Origin of the sequence: Streptomyces lichenis (assembly GCF_023218175.1) — a bacterium.
Taxonomy (GTDB): Bacteria; Actinomycetota; Actinomycetes; order Streptomycetales; family Streptomycetaceae; genus Streptomyces; species Streptomyces lichenis.
In genome coordinates, this window is the sequence record NZ_JALPTH010000004.1 from 163,802 (window position 1) to 180,917 (window position 17,116).

Genomic DNA, 17,116 nt, shown 5'->3' on the forward strand with positions numbered 1-17,116 from the left:
AAGGAGTCACCACCACCCTCCCCACGCCCCCGGGCACCCGTCCAATACCCGCGTCCATAACCTGGAGGCATGGATGTGGACACCCGGCTGCTCCGCTACTTCACCGCCGTCGCCGAGACGGGCACCCTCACCCGCGCCGCCGAGGAGCTGTTCGTCTCGCAGCCCGCGCTGACCAAGCAGATCCGGCAGCTGGAGACCCAGCTCGGCGTCCGGCTGTTCACCCGCTCCCGTAGCGGGATGGCCCTCACCGAGCCCGGCCGCGCCCTCGCCGAGCGGGCACCGGCCCTGCTGGCGGCCTGGGACCGGACGGTACGGGAGGCCAGGGCCGCGGCCGCCCGGGCCGACCGGGTGCTGCGGGTCGGCTTCCTGGCCAGCGCCGCCAACGAGGCCACCCCGGACATCGTGGCCGCCTTCACCGCACGGCGACCGGACTGGCGGGTGGAGATGCGGCAGGCCGCCTGGTCCGAGCCCACCGCCGGACTGGCCGACGGAGAGGTCGACGTGGCACTGCTCCGGCTGCCCTTCCCCGGCCAGGAGGCGCTGCGCACGGCCGAGCTGTTCAGCGAGGACCGCTGGGTGGCGCTCGCCGCCGGGCACCCGCTCGCCGACCGCGAGGCGATCGACTTCCGCGAGCTGTGGGACGAGCCGTTCGTCGCCGCCCCCGCCGAGTCCGGCTGGTGGCGCGACCACTGGTTGGCCGCCGACGAGCGCGAGGGCCGGCCGGTGCGTATCGGCGCGGTGACCGACCTGCCGGACGACTGGCTGAGCGCCATCGCCAACGGCTACGGGATCGCGCTCGCCCCCGCCTCGGCCGCCCGCTTCTACGCCCGCCCCGGCGTGGTCTACCGCCCGGTGCGCGGCATCGGCCCGAGCCGGGTGGGCGTCGCCTGGGCACCCGCCGACGACCACGACCCCGTCGTACGGGACTTCGTCCGCGGCTGCCTGGAGGCCGTACCGCCGCCGTGACCGTCCCCGCGACCGGCGACCGAAGGCCTCACATGCCGAAGGCCCCGGCCACCGTCCTGGGGAAGGACGGCCACCGGGGCCTCGCGGTTCGAGAAGTGTGCGCCATACCCGCGTGGCGAACGCAGGCCGCGTATGGCGCGGGGTGCCGGTCAGGAGCGGATGAGAGGGCCCGCTTGATCCGTACCGGCGGTTGTCACATCAGAAGCAGTCAGAGCGTGAGCTCAGCCCTGCAGGGTGGCGACCTTGGAAGCCAGCGCCGACTTCTTGTTGGCGGCGGCGTTCTTGTGGATGACACCCTTCGAGACGGCCTTGTCGAGCTGACGGGTGGCGGCGCGAGCGGCCGTGGTGGCCTTCTCGACGTCACCCGAGGCGGCGGCCTCGCGGGCCTTGCGGATCGCGGTCTTGAGCGAGGACTTCACGGCCTTGTTGCGCAGCCGCGCCTTCTCGTTCGTCTTGTTCCGCTTGATCTGGGACTTGATGTTCGCCACGAAAGAGCCTTTTCAGGTTCGTAAGGATTTGATCGACGCGTCTCCGGGCCGAGAGGGGCCAGGAGACACAGCTGCCCAGGCTAGCAGCCGGCGTCCGAACGGCCCAAACCGCAGCCGGCCACAGCCCCGAACCCCAGGGCCCCACGTCCCGAACCGCAGTCGGCCACGGGCGCGACCCCAAGCCGTCACGTCCCGAAACCGCAGTCGGCCACGGCCGCGAACCCAAGCCCCCACGTCCCGAAACCGCAGCCCGCGCGGCCTGGACCCAGGGCCCGCCGCCGTCCGTGGGACCATGGAACCTACGTATCGATCCGACGTCGACCCGAGCAGAGACCCCCGGCAGCGCCCGGCGTCTCGAGAATCAGGACCCTGCGTGCCCGCGACCCCTACCCATGTGCCGGAGCCGAGCCGTACCGACCCGGCGCTGATCCGCAACTTCTGCATCATCGCGCACATCGACCACGGCAAGTCCACACTCGCCGACCGGATGCTCCAGCTGACCGGTGTGGTCGAGCAGCGGCAGATGCGCGCCCAGTACCTCGACCGGATGGACATCGAGCGCGAGCGCGGCATCACGATCAAGTCCCAGGCCGTCCGGCTGCCGTGGGCGCCCACCAGCGGTGACGGCCAGGGCAGCACCCACATCCTCAACATGATCGACACGCCGGGACACGTCGACTTCACCTACGAGGTCTCGCGCTCCCTGGCCGCCTGCGAGGGCACGGTCCTGCTGGTGGACGCCGCCCAGGGCATCGAGGCGCAGACCCTCGCCAACCTCTACCTGGCGATGGAGAACGACCTCACCATCGTCCCGGTGCTCAACAAGATCGACCTCCCGGCCGCCCAGCCGGAGAAGTTCGCCGAGGAGCTGGCCAACCTGGTCGGCTGCGACCCCGACGACGTGCTGCGGGTCTCCGCCAAGACCGGCCTCGGCGTCGAGGCGCTGCTCGACCGGGTCGTCCAGGACGTGCCCGCCCCGGTCGGCGTCGCCGACGCGCCCGCCCGCGCGATGATCTTCGACTCGGTCTACGACTCGTACCGCGGTGTCGTCACCTACGTCCGGGTGGTCGACGGCCAGCTCAACAAGCGCGAGCGCATCCGGATGATGTCCACCGGCGCCACCCACGAGCTGCTGGAGATCGGCACCAACTCCCCGGAGATGCTGCCCGCCGACGGCCTCGGCGTCGGCGAGGTCGGCTACCTGATCACCGGGGTGAAGGACGTCCGCCAGTCCAAGGTCGGCGACACCATCACCCAGCAGCACAAGGGCGCCACCGACGCGCTGGGCGGCTACAAGGACCCCAAGCCGATGGTGTTCTCCGGCCTCTACCCGCTGGACGGCTCCGACTACCCGGAGCTGCGCGACGCCCTGGACAAGCTCCAGCTCAACGACGCCGCCCTGGTCTACGAGCCGGAGACCTCCGCCGCGCTCGGCTTCGGCTTCCGGGTCGGCTTCCTCGGCCTGCTCCACCTGGACGTGATCCGCGAGCGCTTGGAGCGCGAGTTCGGGCTCGACCTGATCGCCACCGCGCCGAACGTGGTCTACCGGGTGGTCATGGAGGACGGCACCGAGCACACCGTCACCAACCCCAGCGAGTTCCCCGAAGGCAAGATCGACGAGGTGTACGAGCCGGTGGTCCGGGCCACCATCCTCGCGCCGAGCGAGTTCATCGGCTCGATCATGGAGCTCTGCCAGACCCGGCGCGGCACCCTGCTCGGCATGGACTACCTCTCCGAGGACCGGGTCGAGATCCGCTACACGCTCCCCCTCGCCGAGATCGTCTTCGACTTCTTCGACCAGCTGAAGTCCAAGACCCGCGGCTACGCCTCGCTCGACTATGAGCCCACCGGCGAGCAGGCCAGCTCCCTGGTGAAGGTGGACATCCTGCTCCACGGCGACAAGGTCGACGCCTTCTCCGCCATCACCCACAAGGACGCCGCCTACGCGTACGGGGTGCGGCTCGTCGCCAAGCTGCGGGAGCTCATCCCGCGCCAGGCCTTCGAGGTGCCGATCCAGGCCGCCATCGGCTCCCGGGTGATCGCCCGCGAGACCATCCGCGCCATCCGCAAGGACGTCCTCGCCAAGTGCTACGGCGGTGACATCTCCCGTAAGCGGAAGCTGCTGGAGAAGCAGAAGGAGGGCAAGAAGCGGATGAAGATGGTCGGCTCGGTGGAGGTCCCCCAGGAGGCCTTCATCGCCGTGCTGTCCAGCGACGACTCCGCGGGCGGCGGCAAGGGCAAGAAGTAGCCCGACCGCCCGGGCGTACAGCCCGACCGTGCTTCCGAGCGCCCGTCCCCCACCAGGGGGCGGGCGCTCGCCGCGTTCACCTGTCGCGCTCGTCGTGGCGGATGGTCGCCACCCCGGCACTCCCCGGCCTGCCCGCCCGTTCCCCGATCGACCGGCCCGCTCGGCCCGCTCGCCCTCCGGTACGTGGCGAGTCCTCGCCACCCCGGCACGTTGGCCGCACTTTTTTCGTTGCCCAAAGAGGAAGGGGGCGCGGGCGGGGGGACAGCGCACAGCGGAGCGGCCACCGCACACGGGGGAGTGAGGAAGGAGACAGCACCCACGGAGCAGCGACAGCAGACCCGAGGAGCGACAGCGGACGCAGCGGCAGCAGACACGGAGCGGCGTCACGGGAGACGGTGAAGCGTTATGAAGAGGGAACCAAGCGCCGGGCCGCAGCCCCTTACGTGTCGGACCCCGGCCCTCTAACCTGGCCGCCCGAGGGTTACTCGCCAGTTAACAATCTCGACGTGCAGCCCAGAGCCCACTCGACGCGCAGCCCAGAGCCGCAAGCCGCCCGGAGGACGCCGTGAGCGACACACAGACCCTGATCGAGAACCGCCCGCCCTCGGTGGCGGCACTCTTCCTGGAGCGCGTGGCGAAGACTCCGAACGCGGAGGCGTACCGCTATCCGGTTCCCGCGCCCTCCGGCCAGGGGCCGGACGAGTGGCGGTCGCTCAGCTGGGAGCAGGCGGCCGAGCGGGTCTTCGCGATCGCGGCAGGTCTGATCGACCTCGGCGTACGGGCCGAGGAGCGGATCGCGCTCGCCTCGGGGACCCGGGTGGAGTGGATCCTCTCGGACCTGGGCGTGATGTGCGCCGGTGCCGCCACCACCACGGTCTACCCGCAGACCAACGCCGAGGAGTCCTCGTACATCCTGGCCGACTCGGAGAGCCGGGTGCTGATCGCGGAGGACGCCGCGCAGCTCGCCAAGGCCCGTGAGCGCCGCGCCGACCTGCCGCACCTCGCCCATGTCGTCGTCATCGACAACGAGGGCGTCGAGGCGGCCGGGGACGACCCGGAGGGCTGGGTGCTCTCCCTCGCCGACCTGGAGAAGCGCGGCCGGGACTACCTGGAGCAGCACCCCGAGGCGGTACGGGAGCGGGTCGGCGCGATCACCGCGGACCAGCTCGCCACCGTGATCTACACCTCCGGCACCACCGGCCGGCCCAAGGGCGTGCGGCTGCCGCACGACAACTGGTCCTACATGGCCAAGGCCATAGCGGCCACCGGGCTGGTCACCGCCGAGGACGTGCAGTACCTGTGGCTGCCGCTCGCCCATGTCTTCGGCAAGGTGCTGACCTCCGGGCAGATCGAGGTCGGGCACGTCACCGCCGTCGACGGCCGGGTCGACAAGATCATCGAGAACCTGCCGGTGGTCCAGCCGACCTATATGGCCGCGGTCCCGCGGATCTTCGAGAAGGTCTACAACGGGGTCGCGGCCAAGGCCCGGGCCGGCGGCGGCGCCAAGTACAAGATCTTCCAGTGGGCCGCCGAGGTCGCCCGCGAGTACGCGAAGACCAGCCAGGACAACTACCGCCGCACCGGCAACGCCAGCGTGCCGTTCGGACTGGCCGCCAAGCACAAAGTGGCCGACACCCTGGTCTACTCCAAGCTCCGCGAGGCCTTCGGCGGCCGGCTGCGCGCGGCCGTCTCCGGCTCCGCCGCGCTCGCCCCCGACATCGGCTACTTCTTCTCCGGCGCCGGGATCCACATCCTGGAGGGCTACGGCCTCACCGAGTCCAGCGCCGCGTCCTTCGTCAACCCGGGCGAGGCCTACCGCACCGGCACCGTCGGCAAGCCGCTGCCCGGCACTGAGGTGCGGATCGCCGACGACGGCGAGATCCTGCTGCGCGGCCCCGGGATCATGGAGGGCTACCACGGGCTCCCGGAGAAGACGGCCGAGGTGCTGGAGTCGGACGGCTGGTTCCACACCGGGGACATCGGCGAGCTGTCCGTCGACGGCTATCTCCGGATCACCGACCGCAAGAAGGACCTGATCAAGACCTCCGGCGGCAAGTACATCGCGCCCGCCGAGGTGGAGGGTCAGTTCAAGGCGGTCTGCCCGTACGTCTCCAACATCCTGGTGCACGGCGCCGACCGGAACTTCTGCACCGCCCTGATCGCGCTGGACGAGCCGGCCCTGCTCGGCTGGGCGGAGGAGAACGGCCTCGGCGGCAGGTCGTACGCGGAGGTGGTCGCCACCCCGCAGGCCGGTGCCCTGGTCCAGGGGTACGTGGACCAGCTCAACGAGGGTCTCCAGCGCTGGCAGACGATCAAGAAGTTCCGGCTGCTGCCGCGTGACCTGGACATCGAGCACGGCGAGCTGACCCCGAGCCTGAAGCTGAAGCGCCCCGTCGTGGAGCGCGAGTACAAGCACCTCATCGAGGACATGTACGCGGGCACCAAGGAGGGCTGAGGGCGCGCGGAGGCTCAGGGACGCGCGAAGGCTTAGGGCGCGCGGAGGCTGAGGACACGGGGAGGACAGGGGGTGCGCGGGAGGGGGCGGGGGCAGGTGCCCCGCCCCCTCCTTGCGCCGTGTGTGAGGGGCTGTTTTCGGCCATGAGCCGTCGTCGGCCGGGGTGGAGGGGGCGAGCCGGGGGTGCGGGCGGGGCTTGCGCACCACTCGCCCGGATGGCACCGTGAGCCACTTCGGTGACACGGTGCTTATGGGTGTGCTCCATCTGTCACCCTGTCGTTGTCCGTCCCGAGGAAACGACCAGGAGCCGACGAGGAGATGTCCATGGGGCCTCTTCCGACCCAGCGCGCGACCGGCGGCGAGTTGTCGCTGCCTCCCCGCCCGCCTCTGCCCGGGCAGTCGGTCGCCCGGACCAGCCTGCCCGGCAACCCGCTCGCGCCCGGCGCCGCGCGCCGTTTCGTCCGGGCCGCCCTCGCCGACTGGACCGGCCTGGCCCTGCCCGCGGCGGCGGCGATCACCGACCGGGCGGCCGACGACGCGGTGCTGCTCGCCGCGGAGTTGGTGACCAACGCCGTGGTCCACGCGGGCACCAACGTGGAGTTGCTGTTCCGGCTGGAGGACCCCGACCAGGGCACGCCCGCCGCGCTGGTGCTGGAGGTGTCGGACCACCACCCGACCCGGGCCCTGCGCCAGGAGCGGTCCGGGGACGGCGAGTGCGGCGGCGATCCGGACGAGTACGGGCGCGGGCTCCAGCTCGTCGCGGCGCTCGCCGAGTGCTGGGGCATCACCTACCGCCCCGGTATGAAGACGGTGTGGGCCCGGCTGCCGCTGGACGGGTGGGACGCCTGCCCCGTACCGGGTGGCGAGCCGGCCATCCAGCGCGGGCTGCGGGCCGCCGAGCTGCTGGCCCCCGCCCCGCGCCGGGCCCTGCGGGACGACGAGGAGTGGACCGGCCGCGGCGGGTTGTCGTTCCTCGCCGAGGCCTCCGACCTGCTGGCCGGGCAGCTGGACGAGGACCTGGTCGCCGCGCTCGCCGGGCAGCTGCTGGTGCCCCGGCTCGCCGACTGGTGCGCGTTCTGGCTGGAGGACACCGGCGGGGCGGGCGGCTACGGCCGGGACGGCGGCGGCACGCCCCGGCTGGCCCGGGTCTGGCACGCGGACGAGTCGGCCCTGGAGGCGCTGCGGTCGGTGCTGGAGAAGGAGCCGCCGCGGATGGCCGAGCCGCCGATCCCGGGGCCGGTGGCCGTGCCCTGGCCCGCCCCGGGCGACCTGCGAGCGGACACCGGAGACGGCACCGCGCTCGCCTACCGGCTGGTGGTCGGCGGCCACGGCCTGGGGACGCTGCTGATCGGCCGGCGCGGGGTCTCCCGTATCCCGGACGCGGTCGCCTCCCTGGTGGAGGACTTCGCCCGCCGGGTCGCCCTCGCCATCGGCGCCGCCCGCCGCTACGCCCGCCAGGTCACCATCAGCCGGGTCCTCCAGCGCGGGCTGCTGCCCAGCCAGGTCGCCCAGATCCCCGGGGTGCGCAGCTGCGTGGTGTACGAGCCGAGCGACGACGGGCTGGCCGGCGGCGACTTCTACGACGTGTTCCAGGCCGGTCCCGGGGCGCGCCGCTGGTGCTTCATGCTCGGCGACGTCCAGGGCAGCGGCCCGGAGGCGGCCGTGGTCACCGGACTGGCCCGGCCCTGGCTGCGGCTGCTGGCCCGCGAGGACCACGCCGACCACGAGGTCGGCCATGTGCTGGACCGGCTGAACCGCCTGCTGCTGGACGACGCCACCGAGGCGGCCGAGACGGCGGCCTCGGTGGTGGCCGAGGTCGCCGCCGACCCGCTGGCCGCGGAGGCCGCCGCCCAGGAGGAGGCCCCTGGGGCGACGGCGGTGGAGCCCCGGCCGCTGCCCCGCTTCCTGTCCCTGCTGTACGGCGAGCTGGTGCCGCTCACCCCGGAGGACGGCGGCGGCGCCCGCTGCACCCTGGCCTGCGCGGGCCATCCGCTGCCGCTGCTGCTGCACCCCGACGGCACGGTGACCGCCGCCGCCGTCCCGCAGGTGCTGCTGGGAGTGGTGGACGACGTCGGCTACGAGAGCCAGACCTTCCACCTCGCCCCCGGGGACACCCTGCTCTGCGTCACCGACGGGGTCACCGAGCGGCGGTCCCGGGGCGGGCGGATGTTCGACGACGGGGACGGGCTGGCCGCCGCGCTCGCGGACTGCGCCGGGCTGCCCGCCCGGGAGATCGCCGACCGGATCAGACGGGCGGTGCACGGCTTCGGCGAGGCCCCGGTCAGCGACGACCTCGCCCTGCTGGTCCTCCAGGCGGAGCCCGCCCCGGGCCCGACCACCGCGGGGACGGGGACGGGGACGGTGGGGAAGACGGTGACCGGGGCGGTGTGACGCGGAGGGGGACGGTGGCGGCGGGCCCGGACGAGCACCCGGCCCGGTGACGGACAATGGACCCCATGCCTTCCGTACTGCCCGACGGCGAACCCGTGCCCGAGGACGGCGCCCTGCCCGCGTCCGCCCTGGTCGGCGCGGGGGAGCGGCCGCTGGGGTTCTATCTGCATGTGCCGTACTGCGCGACCCGCTGCGGCTACTGCGACTTCAACACCTACACCGCCACCGAGCTGCGCTCCTCCGGCGGGGTGCTCGCCTCCCGGGACAACTACGCCGGGACGCTGGCCGAGGAGGTGCGCCTGGCCCGCAAGGTGCTGGGCGACGATCCGCGCCCGGTGCGCACCGTGTTCGTCGGGGGCGGTACGCCGACCCTGCTGGCCGCCGCCGACCTGGTGCGGATGCTGGCCGCCGTACGGGAGGAGTTCGGGCTCGCCGAGGACGCCGAGGTGACCACCGAGGCCAACCCGGAGTCCGTGGACCCGGCGTATCTGGCCGAGCTCCGGGCGGGCGGCTTCAACCGGATCTCGTTCGGCATGCAGAGCGCCCGGCAGCATGTGCTGAAGGTGCTGGACCGCACCCACACCCCGGGCCGCCCCGAGGCCTGTGTGGCCGAGGCCCGCGCGGCCGGGTTCGACCACGTCAACCTGGACCTGATCTACGGGACGCCGGGGGAGAGCGACGACGACTGGCGGGCCTCCCTCGACGCGGCCCTCGGCGCGGGGCCCGACCACATCTCGGCGTACGCGCTGATCGTGGAGGAGGGCACCGGGCTGGCCCGGCGCATCCGGCGCGGCGAGGTCCCGATGACCGACGACGACGCGCACGCCGACCGCTACCTCATCGCGGACGAGATGCTGTCCGCCGCCGGATTCGACTGGTACGAGGTGTCCAACTGGTCCACCACCGAGGCCGGGCGCTGCCTGCACAACGAGCTGTACTGGCGGGGCGCCGACTGGTGGGGCGCCGGACCCGGCGCGCACAGCCATGTCGGCGGGGTGCGCTGGTGGAACGTGAAGCACCCCGGGGCGTACGCCGGCGCACTGGCCGCCGGGCGCTCCCCGGGCGCCGGACGGGAGCTGCTGTCGGAGGAGGACCGCCGGGTCGAGCGGATCCTGCTGGAGCTGCGGCTGCGCGAGGGCTGCCCGGTGGAGCTGCTGAAGCCGGGCGGGCGGGCCGCCGCCGAGCGGGCGGTGGCGGACGGCCTGCTGGAGCCGCAGGCGTACGCCGGGCGCGGCCGGGCCGTCCTCACCCTGCGCGGCCGGCTGCTCGCCGACGCGGTGGTACGCGACCTGGTGGACTGAGGCACCGCAGGTCAGGGCTGGGAGGGCCCGCCCACCGTCACATGGTCGATCAGGTGCTCCACCGCGCCCAGCAGCGAGGGCTCCAGGTCCTTGTAGGAGCGGACCTTGGAGAGGATGTGCTGCCAGGCCGCGCCGGTGTTCTCCGGCCAGCCCAGCGCCCGGCACACCCCCGTCTTCCAGTCCTGGCCGCGCGGTACGGTGGGCCAGGCCGGGATGCCCACCGAGGCGGGCTTCACCGCCTCCCAGACGTCGATGTAGGGGTGGCCCACGATCAGGGTGTGGGCGTTCGACACCTCGGCGGCGATCCGGGACTCCTTGGAGCCGGGGACGAGGTGGTCCACCAGCACCCCGAGCCGGGCGTCCGGTCCGGGGCCGAACTCGGCGACGATGGCCGGCAGGTCGTCCACGCCCTCCAGGTACTCCACGACCACGCCCTCGATCCGCAGGTCGTCGCCCCAGACGCGCTCGACCAGTTCGGCGTCGTGCCGCCCCTCCACGTAGATCCGCCCGGCCCGCGCCACCCGGGCCCGCGCGCCGGGCACGGCGAGCGAGCCGGAGGCCGTACGGGAGGGCCGCGCCGGGCCGGCCGAGGGCCGCACCAGGGTCACCGGGCGGCCCTCCAGCAGGAAGCCGCGCGGCTCCAGCGGGAACACCCGGTGCTTGCCGAAGCGGTCCTCCAGGGTCACCGTGCCCGCCTCGCAGCCGATCACCGCCCCGCAGAACCCGGTGGCCACCTCCTCCACCACCAGATCGGGCTCGGCCGCCACCTCGGGCACCGGCGCCGAACGCTTCCACGGGGGCGTGAGATCAGAGTCGTAAGCGCGCATGCGCCAGACGCTACGACATGATCATGCCGTCATCGGCCCCATCAGCCCCCGGCGGCGCCGAAGCGGCGGGCCAGCGCGTCCCGTTGAGCCCGGACGAAGGCCGCGTCCACCACCGCGCCGTGCCCCGGCACGTACCGCGCCTCCTCGCCGCCCAGCGCCAGCAGCCGGTCCAGCGCGGCCGGCCAGCGCCCCGGCACCGCGTCCGGGCCGGCCTGCGGCTCGCCGGACTCCTCGACCAGGTCGCCGCAGAACACCACCTCGCGGGAGCCGGGCGGCGCCCCCGGGGGCGGGGGCACCAGCAGCACCAGGTCATGGGCGGTGTGCCCGGGGCCCACATTGGCCAGCAGCACCTGCCGCCCGCCCAGGTCGAGCGTCCACTCGCCGGAGACGTGGTGGCGGGGCGCGGCCAGCATGTCCACCGCCTCGGCGGCCTCCTCCTCGGGTACGCCGTGCCGGACCGCGTCCCGGCGCAGGGCGTCCCGCTCCCGGGTGCTGGCCAGCAGCGCGTCCAGGCCGACCGCCCCGAACACCTCGGCCCCGGCGAAGGCGGACGCCCCGAGGACATGGTCGAAGTGCGGGTGGCTCAGTGCGAGATGCGTCACGCGCCGCCCGTCGAGCAGCACCTCGGCCCGGGCCCGCAGCTCCGCGCCCTCCCGCAGGGTGGCGCCTGCGTCGAACAGCAGCGCGGCGTCCGTACCGGCCACCAGCCCCGCGGTGGCGTCCCAGCCGGGCAGCCGGCACCGGCCGGTGCCCGCGCCGAGCCGCTCCCAGCCCACCGCCGCCCAGTCGATGCCCGATCCGTCGCATGTGGGGGTGTCCATACCCGAGACGCTAACGGCCGGAGACGCTGATGGCCGGAGACGCTGATGGCCCGAGACGCTCATGGCCCGAGACGCTGATGGCCCGAGACGCCGATGGCCGACCGGCGCCCGCGCCACCGGCGCCCGATCGCCCCCGGCCCCGGCGCCGGGACGGCGGTACGCCGTGCGATCCGGCACGGTAGCCTGGTCGGCCGCCCTTGCCGGTGGCGCACCCCCGCCCCGTACACTGGCCGGGACATCACTGGCACTCGGGCATGGCGAGTGCCAAGCAGGGAACAGAGCCACAGGCCCGCCGCCGTGCGGGGAGGCCCCGCGAGCGACGCGCGCGGGGCGAGGACCCATCAGCTGGAGGTGTGCGCGGATGCTCAGCGAACGCAGACTCGAAGTGCTGCGCGCCATCGTCCAGGACTACGTCGGCACCGAGGAGCCCGTCGGCTCCAAGGCGCTCACCGAGCGGCACGCGCTCGGCGTCTCCCCGGCGACCGTGCGCAACGACATGGCCGTGCTGGAGGAGGAGGGCTACATCGCCCAGCCGCACACCAGCGCCGGCCGCATCCCCACCGACAAGGGCTACCGGCTCTTCGTCGACAAGCTCGCCGGGGTCAAGCCGCTGTCCTCGCCGGAGCGCCGCGCCATCCAGAACTTCATGGCCGGCGCGGTGGATCTGGACGACGTGGTCGGGCGCACCGTCCGGCTGCTCGCCCAGCTGACCCGGCAGGTCGCGGTGGTGCAGTACCCCTCGCTGACCCGCTCGACGGTGCGGCATGTGGAGCTGCTGTCGCTGGCCCCGGCCCGGCTGATGCTGGTGCTGATCACCGACACCGGCCGGGTCGAGCAGCGGATGGTCGACTGCCCGGCGCCGTTCGGCGAGGCCTCCCTCGCCGATCTGCGGGCCCGGCTCAACAGCCGCGTCGTGGGCCGCCGGTTCGCCGACGTGCCGCAGCTGGTGCAGGACCTGCCGGAGTCCTTCGAGACGGAGGACCGCGGCACGGTCTCCACGGTGCTCGCCACCCTGCTGGAGACCCTGGTGGAGGAGACCGAGGAGCGGCTGATGATCGGCGGCACCGCCAATCTCACCCGCTTCGGCCATGACTTCCCCGTGATGATCCGGCCGGTGCTGGAGGCGCTGGAGGAGCAGGTCGTGCTCCTCAAGCTGCTCGGCGAGGCCAAGGACTCGGCCATGACCGTGCGCATCGGGCATGAGAACGCCCACGAGGGGCTGAACTCCACGTCCGTCGTCGCGGTCGGCTACGGTTCGGGCGACGAGGCCGTCGCCAAACTCGGCGTGGTCGGACCGACCCGCATGGACTACCCCGGAACGATGGGAGCGGTACGCGCAGTGGCACGTTACGTCGGACAGATCCTGGCGGAGTCGTAAGTGGCCACGGACTACTACGCCGTACTCGGCGTGCGCCGCGACGCCTCCCAGGACGAGATCAAGAAGGCGTTCCGGAGGCTCGCCCGCGAGCTGCATCCGGACGTCAATCCCGATCCGAAGACGCAGGAGCGCTTCAAGGAGATCAACGCCGCCTACGAGGTGCTGTCGGACCCGCAGAAGAAGCAGGTCTACGACCTCGGCGGCGACCCGCTCTCCAGCGCCGGCGGCGGTGGCGCGGGCGGCTTCGGGGCCGGTGGCTTCGGCAACTTCAGCGACATCATGGACGCCTTCTTCGGCACGGCGTCCCAGCGCGGCCCGCGCTCGCGCACCCGGCGCGGCCAGGACGCCATGATCCGGCTGGAGATCGAGCTCGACGAGGCGGCCTTCGGCACCACGAAGGACCTCCAGGTGGACACCGCCGTGGTGTGCACCACCTGCTCCGGCGAGGGCGCGGCCCCCGGCACCTCGGCGCAGACCTGCGACATGTGCCGCGGCCGCGGTGAGGTCTCCCAGGTCACCCGGTCCTTCCTGGGCCAGGTCATGACCTCCCGCCCCTGCCCGCAGTGCCAGGGCTTCGGCACCGTGGTGCCCACCCCGTGCCCGGAGTGCGCGGGCGACGGCCGGGTCCGCTCCCGCCGCACCCTCACCGTGAAGATCCCGGCCGGTGTGGACAACGGCACCCGCATCCAGCTGGCCGGCGAGGGCGAGGTCGGCCCCGGCGGCGGCCCGGCCGGCGACCTGTACGTGGAGATCCACGAACTGCCGCACCCGATGTTCCAGCGGCGCGGGGACGACCTGCACTGCACGGTCACCATCCCGATGACGGCCGGCGCGCTGGGCACCAAGGTGCCGCTGGAGACGCTGGACGGCGTCGAGGAGATCGACATCCGGCCCGGTACGCAGTCGGGCCAGTCCATCCCGCTGCACGGCCGGGGCGTCACCCACCTGCGCGGCGGCGGCCGGGGCGACCTGATCGTCCACGTCGAGGTGCAGACCCCGACCAAGCTCGACCCCGAGCAGGAGCGGCTGCTGCGGGAGCTGTCCAAGCTGCGCGGCGAGGAGCGGCCCACCGGCCAGTTCCAGCCCGGCCAGCAGGGCCTGTTCTCCCGGCTGAAGGACGCCTTCAACGGCCGCTGAGGGGCCGCCTTAGGCCGCTGCTGACGGCAGCGGTCCGCCGGGCGGCGGTGGTGCGAGGTGTACGAGGTGAGGGACGGCGGTTCCGGGAACGGGCCGCCGCCCCTCGTCGCGTACCTCGTACCTCGTACCTCGTACCTCGTCTCGTACGGGCCCTCCCGCCGACCACCGGAACCGGGCCTTCGGGCCGGTCGGCGGGCGTGGCACGATGCACGCATGTCCACCGCACTGACCGATCTCCTCCTCCACCCGATCGTGCAGGCCCCCATGGCCGGCGGCGCCTCCCGTCCCGAGCTGGCCGCCGCCGTGAGCGAGGCGGGCGGCCTCGGCTTCCTGGCCGCCGGCTACAAGACCGCCGACGGCATGTACCAGGAGATCAGCCGGCTGCGCACCCTCACCGCGCGGCCCTTCGGCGTCAACCTGTTCCTGCCGCAGCCCGGCCACGCCGACCCCGCCGCCGTCGAGGTGTACCGCAACCAGATCGCCGGCGAGTCCGCCTTCTACGAGACGCCGCTCGGCGACCCGGACTCCGGCCGTGACGACGGCTACGAGGCCAAGCTCGCCGTCCTGCTGGACGAACCGGTCCCGGTGGTCTCCTTCACCTTCGGCTGCCCCTCCGCCGAGGCCCTGGCCGCGCTCGCCGCCGCCGGCACCCGCACCATCGTCACCGTCACCTCCGTCGAGGAGGCCCAGGCCGCCCAACGGGCCGGCGCCGACGCGCTGTGCGCCCAGGGCGTGGAGGCCGGCGGCCACCAGGGCACCCACCGGGACGACCCGGAGAACGACGGCGCCGGCACCGGACTGCTCACCCTGGTCGCCCTGATCGCCGAGGCCGTGCCGCTGCCGGTGATCGCCGCGGGCGGGCTGATGCGCGGCGGGCAGATCGCCGCCGTCCTCGCCGCGGGCGCCCGCGCCGCCCAGCTCGGCACCGCCTTCCTGGTGTGCCCCGAGTCCGGCGCCAATGCGCTGCACAAGCGGGCCATGACCGACCCGCTGTTCACCCGCACCGAGCTGACCCGGGCGTTCTCCGGGCGGCCCGCGCGCGGCCTGGTCAACCGGTTCATGTCCGAGCACGGCCCCTACGCGCCCGCCGCCTACCCCGAGGTGCACCACCTCACCAGCACCCTGCGCAAGGCCGCCGCCGCGGCCGGCGACCCGCAGGGCATGGCGCTGTGGGCCGGGCAGGGCCACCGGCTGGCCCGTGAACTGCCCGCCGCCCAGCTGGTGGACGTGCTGGCCGGTGAGCTGCGCGAGGCCGCCGGGACCCTCGCCCCGCAGGGGGCCGCCTCATGACCGCGCCCGTGTTCGTCGTCCCCGAGGACGTCTTCCGCCAGGGGATCCCCGGCGGGCGGTACGTCCTGGACGGGCCCGAGGGGCGGCACGCCGTCTCCGTGAAGCGGCTGCGCGCCGGCGAGGACGTGGTGCTCACCGACGGGGCGGGCCACTGGTCGGAAGGTGTGGTCGAGGGCAGCGAGGGCAAGGACCGGCTGCTCGTCATGGACCTGGAGTCCGTCACCGAGGAGCCGGCCGAGCAGCCCCGGATCACCGTGGTGCAGGCGCTGCCCAAGGGCGACCGGGGCGAGCTGGCGGTGGAGACCATGACCGAGACCGGTGTGGACGCGATCGTGCCGTGGACCGCCTCCCGCTGCATCACCCAGTGGAAGGGCGAGCGGGGCGCCAAGGCGCTCGCCAAGTGGCGCTCCACCGCCCGGGAGGCGGGCAAGCAGTCCCGCCGCACCCGCTTCCCGGAGGTCGCCGAGGCCGCCTCCACCGGGCAGGTGGCCCGGCTGCTGGCCACCGCCGACTTCGCCGCCGTGCTCCACGAGACCGGCGACACCTCGCTGGCCACCGCCGAGCTGCCCGCCTCCGGCGAGATCGTCCTCGTGGTCGGCCCCGAGGGCGGGGTGGCCCCCGAGGAACTGGCCGCCTTCGCCGAGGCGGGCGCCGAGCCGTACGTCCTGGGCCGCAGCGTGCTGCGCACCTCCACGGCGGGCACGGCAGCCGTCGCCCTGCTGCTGGGCCGCACCGGCCGCTGGAGCTGAGACCGGACCCTGCCGCGCCCTGAGGCGGGGGACCAGGACTGTCCCGGGGTCCGGCCCCGTCTCGGGGTTCGGTTCGGCTCCGCGTCGGGGTCCGGCTCCGCCTCGGGGTGCGGTACCGCGTCGGGGTCCGGCACCGTCCCGGGGTCCGGCACCGTCCCGGGGTCCGGCTCCGCGTCGGGGATCGGCACCGTCCCGGGGTCCGGCTCCGCGTCGGGGATCGGCACCGTCCCGGGGTCCGGCACCACCCCGGGCACCGGCACCGCCCGGAGCCCCGGCCCCCGGCCGGCGGGCGGGGCGCTGGAGCGGCCGGTGGGCGACGGGGACGTGCTGGTCACGGCCGTCCGGCGGCTCGGACGGCACCGGCTGCCCACCCTGGCCGCACTCCGCGCCCCTACGGGGACGGAGGCACCGCCCGAGGAGGTCGCCGCCGCCCCGCCGGCGGGCCAGGCCCAGCCGGGGCCGGCGGCGTGGACGGCGTACGGGAACGGGGTCCGGCGGGCCCGTCCGAGCGGCTGGCCCGGGTCTCCGCCGCGCTCACCCCCTGAGAGGGCGGCGGCCGGTGACGGGCGGCGGGGCGCGGGCCCCAGCCCGTAGAGTGCCCCCGTACCAATCGAAGATCACCCGTGACACCCACCCGTCACGTCGTGGCGCCGCCACGCGTCACGCCCCACCTCGCGAAAGGACCGCGGCATGGCCGGAGAGCCCCAGGGCGACTGCCTGTTCTGCAAGATCGTGGCCGGGGAGGTGCCCGCCACCGTCGTCCGCGAGTCGGAGACCACCCTCGCCTTCCGCGACATCAACCCGCAGGCGCCCACCCACGTCCTCGTCATCCCCAAGGCACACCACACCGACGCCGCCGCGCTCGCGGCCGAGGCGCCGGAGATCGCCGCCGACGTGCTGCGCGAGGCGGGGGAGATCGCCCGGCAGGAGAAGACCGAGGACGACGGCTACCGCATCGTCTTCAACACCGGTGCCGGCGCCGGGCAGACCGTCTTCCACGCGCACGCCCACGTCCTCGGCGGCCGCGGCCTGACCTGGCCCCCCGGCTAACCACCCACCCCCACC

At 73.8% G+C, this 17,116-nt stretch carries 13 protein-coding genes; 10 read left to right on the plus strand and 3 right to left on the minus strand.

Annotated features, from left to right (window positions below; all coding sequences use genetic code 11):
• Positions 1-69: 69 nt before the first annotated feature.
• Positions 70-966 (plus strand): LysR family transcriptional regulator, encoded by an 897-nt coding sequence (locus tag M1O15_RS05720; protein ID WP_248632113.1) that lies wholly within the window; start codon positions 70-72, stop codon positions 964-966.
• Positions 967-1,187: 221 nt separating this feature from the next.
• On the opposite strand, the gene rpsT is transcribed toward M1O15_RS05720, so the two are convergent.
• Positions 1,188-1,454 (minus strand): 30S ribosomal protein S20, encoded by a 267-nt coding sequence (gene rpsT, locus M1O15_RS05725; protein WP_248632114.1) that lies wholly within the window; start codon positions 1,452-1,454, stop codon positions 1,188-1,190.
• Positions 1,455-1,827: 373 nt separating this feature from the next.
• On the opposite strand from rpsT, the gene lepA reads away from it, so the two are divergent.
• The 4 genes from lepA (at position 1,828) to hemW (ending at position 9,849) form a co-directional block, all read left to right on the plus strand.
• Positions 1,828-3,702, plus strand: coding sequence for a translation elongation factor 4 (lepA, locus tag M1O15_RS05730; protein WP_248632115.1), 1,875 nt, complete (start codon positions 1,828-1,830; stop codon positions 3,700-3,702).
• Between the two features lie 565 nt (positions 3,703-4,267).
• A complete protein-coding gene (locus tag M1O15_RS05735; RefSeq protein ID WP_248632116.1) occupies positions 4,268-6,157 on the plus strand; it encodes an AMP-dependent synthetase/ligase in 1,890 nt (629 codons plus the stop codon).
• Positions 6,158-6,481: 324 nt separating this feature from the next.
• Positions 6,482-8,548 carry an ATP-binding SpoIIE family protein phosphatase gene (locus M1O15_RS05740; protein ID WP_248632117.1) on the plus strand — a complete coding sequence of 689 codons (2,067 nt, stop codon included), beginning with the start codon at positions 6,482-6,484 and terminating at the stop codon, positions 8,546-8,548.
• 56 nt (positions 8,549-8,604) lie between these two features.
• Entirely contained in the window at positions 8,605-9,849 is a 1,245-nt protein-coding gene (gene hemW / locus M1O15_RS05745) for a radical SAM family heme chaperone HemW (protein ID WP_248632119.1), read from the plus strand.
• 11 nt (positions 9,850-9,860) lie between these two features.
• On the opposite strand, the gene M1O15_RS05750 is transcribed toward hemW, so the two are convergent.
• The gene (locus tag M1O15_RS05750; protein WP_248632121.1) at positions 9,861-10,676 is read right to left on the minus strand and encodes a DUF3097 domain-containing protein; all 816 of its coding nucleotides are present in this window, start codon (positions 10,674-10,676) and stop codon (positions 9,861-9,863) included.
• A 41-nt stretch (positions 10,677-10,717) separates the two neighbouring features.
• Positions 10,718-11,497, minus strand: a complete 780-nt coding sequence (locus tag M1O15_RS05755; RefSeq protein WP_248632122.1) for an MBL fold metallo-hydrolase — start codon at positions 11,495-11,497, stop codon at positions 10,718-10,720.
• Between the two features lie 361 nt (positions 11,498-11,858).
• Between M1O15_RS05755 and hrcA the strand changes: the two genes are divergently transcribed.
• The 5 genes from hrcA to M1O15_RS05780 all read left to right on the plus strand — a co-directional run bounded on the left by hrcA (position 11,859) and on the right by M1O15_RS05780 (position 17,101).
• Complete coding sequence (hrcA, locus tag M1O15_RS05760; RefSeq protein WP_248632123.1) at positions 11,859-12,875, plus strand: heat-inducible transcriptional repressor HrcA; 1,017 nt, start codon at positions 11,859-11,861, stop codon at positions 12,873-12,875.
• Positions 12,876-14,012: a molecular chaperone DnaJ gene (dnaJ, locus tag M1O15_RS05765; protein WP_248632125.1), complete on the plus strand. Its 1,137-nt coding sequence runs from the start codon at positions 12,876-12,878 to the stop codon at positions 14,010-14,012.
• Between the two features lie 213 nt (positions 14,013-14,225).
• Complete coding sequence (locus M1O15_RS05770) at positions 14,226-15,302, plus strand: nitronate monooxygenase (protein ID WP_248632127.1); 1,077 nt, start codon at positions 14,226-14,228, stop codon at positions 15,300-15,302.
• Positions 15,299-16,051 (plus strand): 16S rRNA (uracil(1498)-N(3))-methyltransferase, encoded by a 753-nt coding sequence (locus M1O15_RS05775; RefSeq protein WP_248632128.1) that lies wholly within the window; start codon positions 15,299-15,301, stop codon positions 16,049-16,051. Before M1O15_RS05770 ends, M1O15_RS05775 begins: the two co-directional genes overlap by 4 nt.
• Positions 16,052-16,741: 690 nt before the next feature.
• The gene (locus M1O15_RS05780; protein ID WP_248632129.1) at positions 16,742-17,101 is read left to right on the plus strand and encodes a histidine triad nucleotide-binding protein; all 360 of its coding nucleotides are present in this window, start codon (positions 16,742-16,744) and stop codon (positions 17,099-17,101) included.
• Positions 17,102-17,116 lie beyond the last annotated feature (15 nt).

Excerpts from the sequence above, each read along its gene's own strand:
- M1O15_RS05720 (WP_248632113.1), top strand. The coding sequence starts at position 70 with ATGGATGTGGACACCCGGCTGCTCCGCTACTTCACCGCCGTCGCCGAG.
- M1O15_RS05740 (WP_248632117.1), top strand. The coding sequence starts at position 6,482 with ATGGGGCCTCTTCCGACCCAGCGCGCGACCGGCGGCGAGTTGTCGCTG.
- hemW (WP_248632119.1), top strand. The coding sequence starts at position 8,605 with ATGGACCCCATGCCTTCCGTACTGCCCGACGGCGAACCCGTGCCCGAG.
- M1O15_RS05750 (WP_248632121.1), bottom strand. The coding sequence starts at position 10,676 with ATGCGCGCTTACGACTCTGATCTCACGCCCCCGTGGAAGCGTTCGGCG.
- M1O15_RS05755 (WP_248632122.1), bottom strand. The coding sequence starts at position 11,497 with ATGGACACCCCCACATGCGACGGATCGGGCATCGACTGGGCGGCGGTG.
- hrcA (WP_248632123.1), top strand. The coding sequence starts at position 11,859 with ATGCTCAGCGAACGCAGACTCGAAGTGCTGCGCGCCATCGTCCAGGAC.
- M1O15_RS05770 (WP_248632127.1), top strand. The coding sequence starts at position 14,226 with ATGTCCACCGCACTGACCGATCTCCTCCTCCACCCGATCGTGCAGGCC.
- M1O15_RS05775 (WP_248632128.1), top strand. The coding sequence starts at position 15,299 with ATGACCGCGCCCGTGTTCGTCGTCCCCGAGGACGTCTTCCGCCAGGGG.
- M1O15_RS05780 (WP_248632129.1), top strand. The coding sequence starts at position 16,742 with ATGGCCGGAGAGCCCCAGGGCGACTGCCTGTTCTGCAAGATCGTGGCC.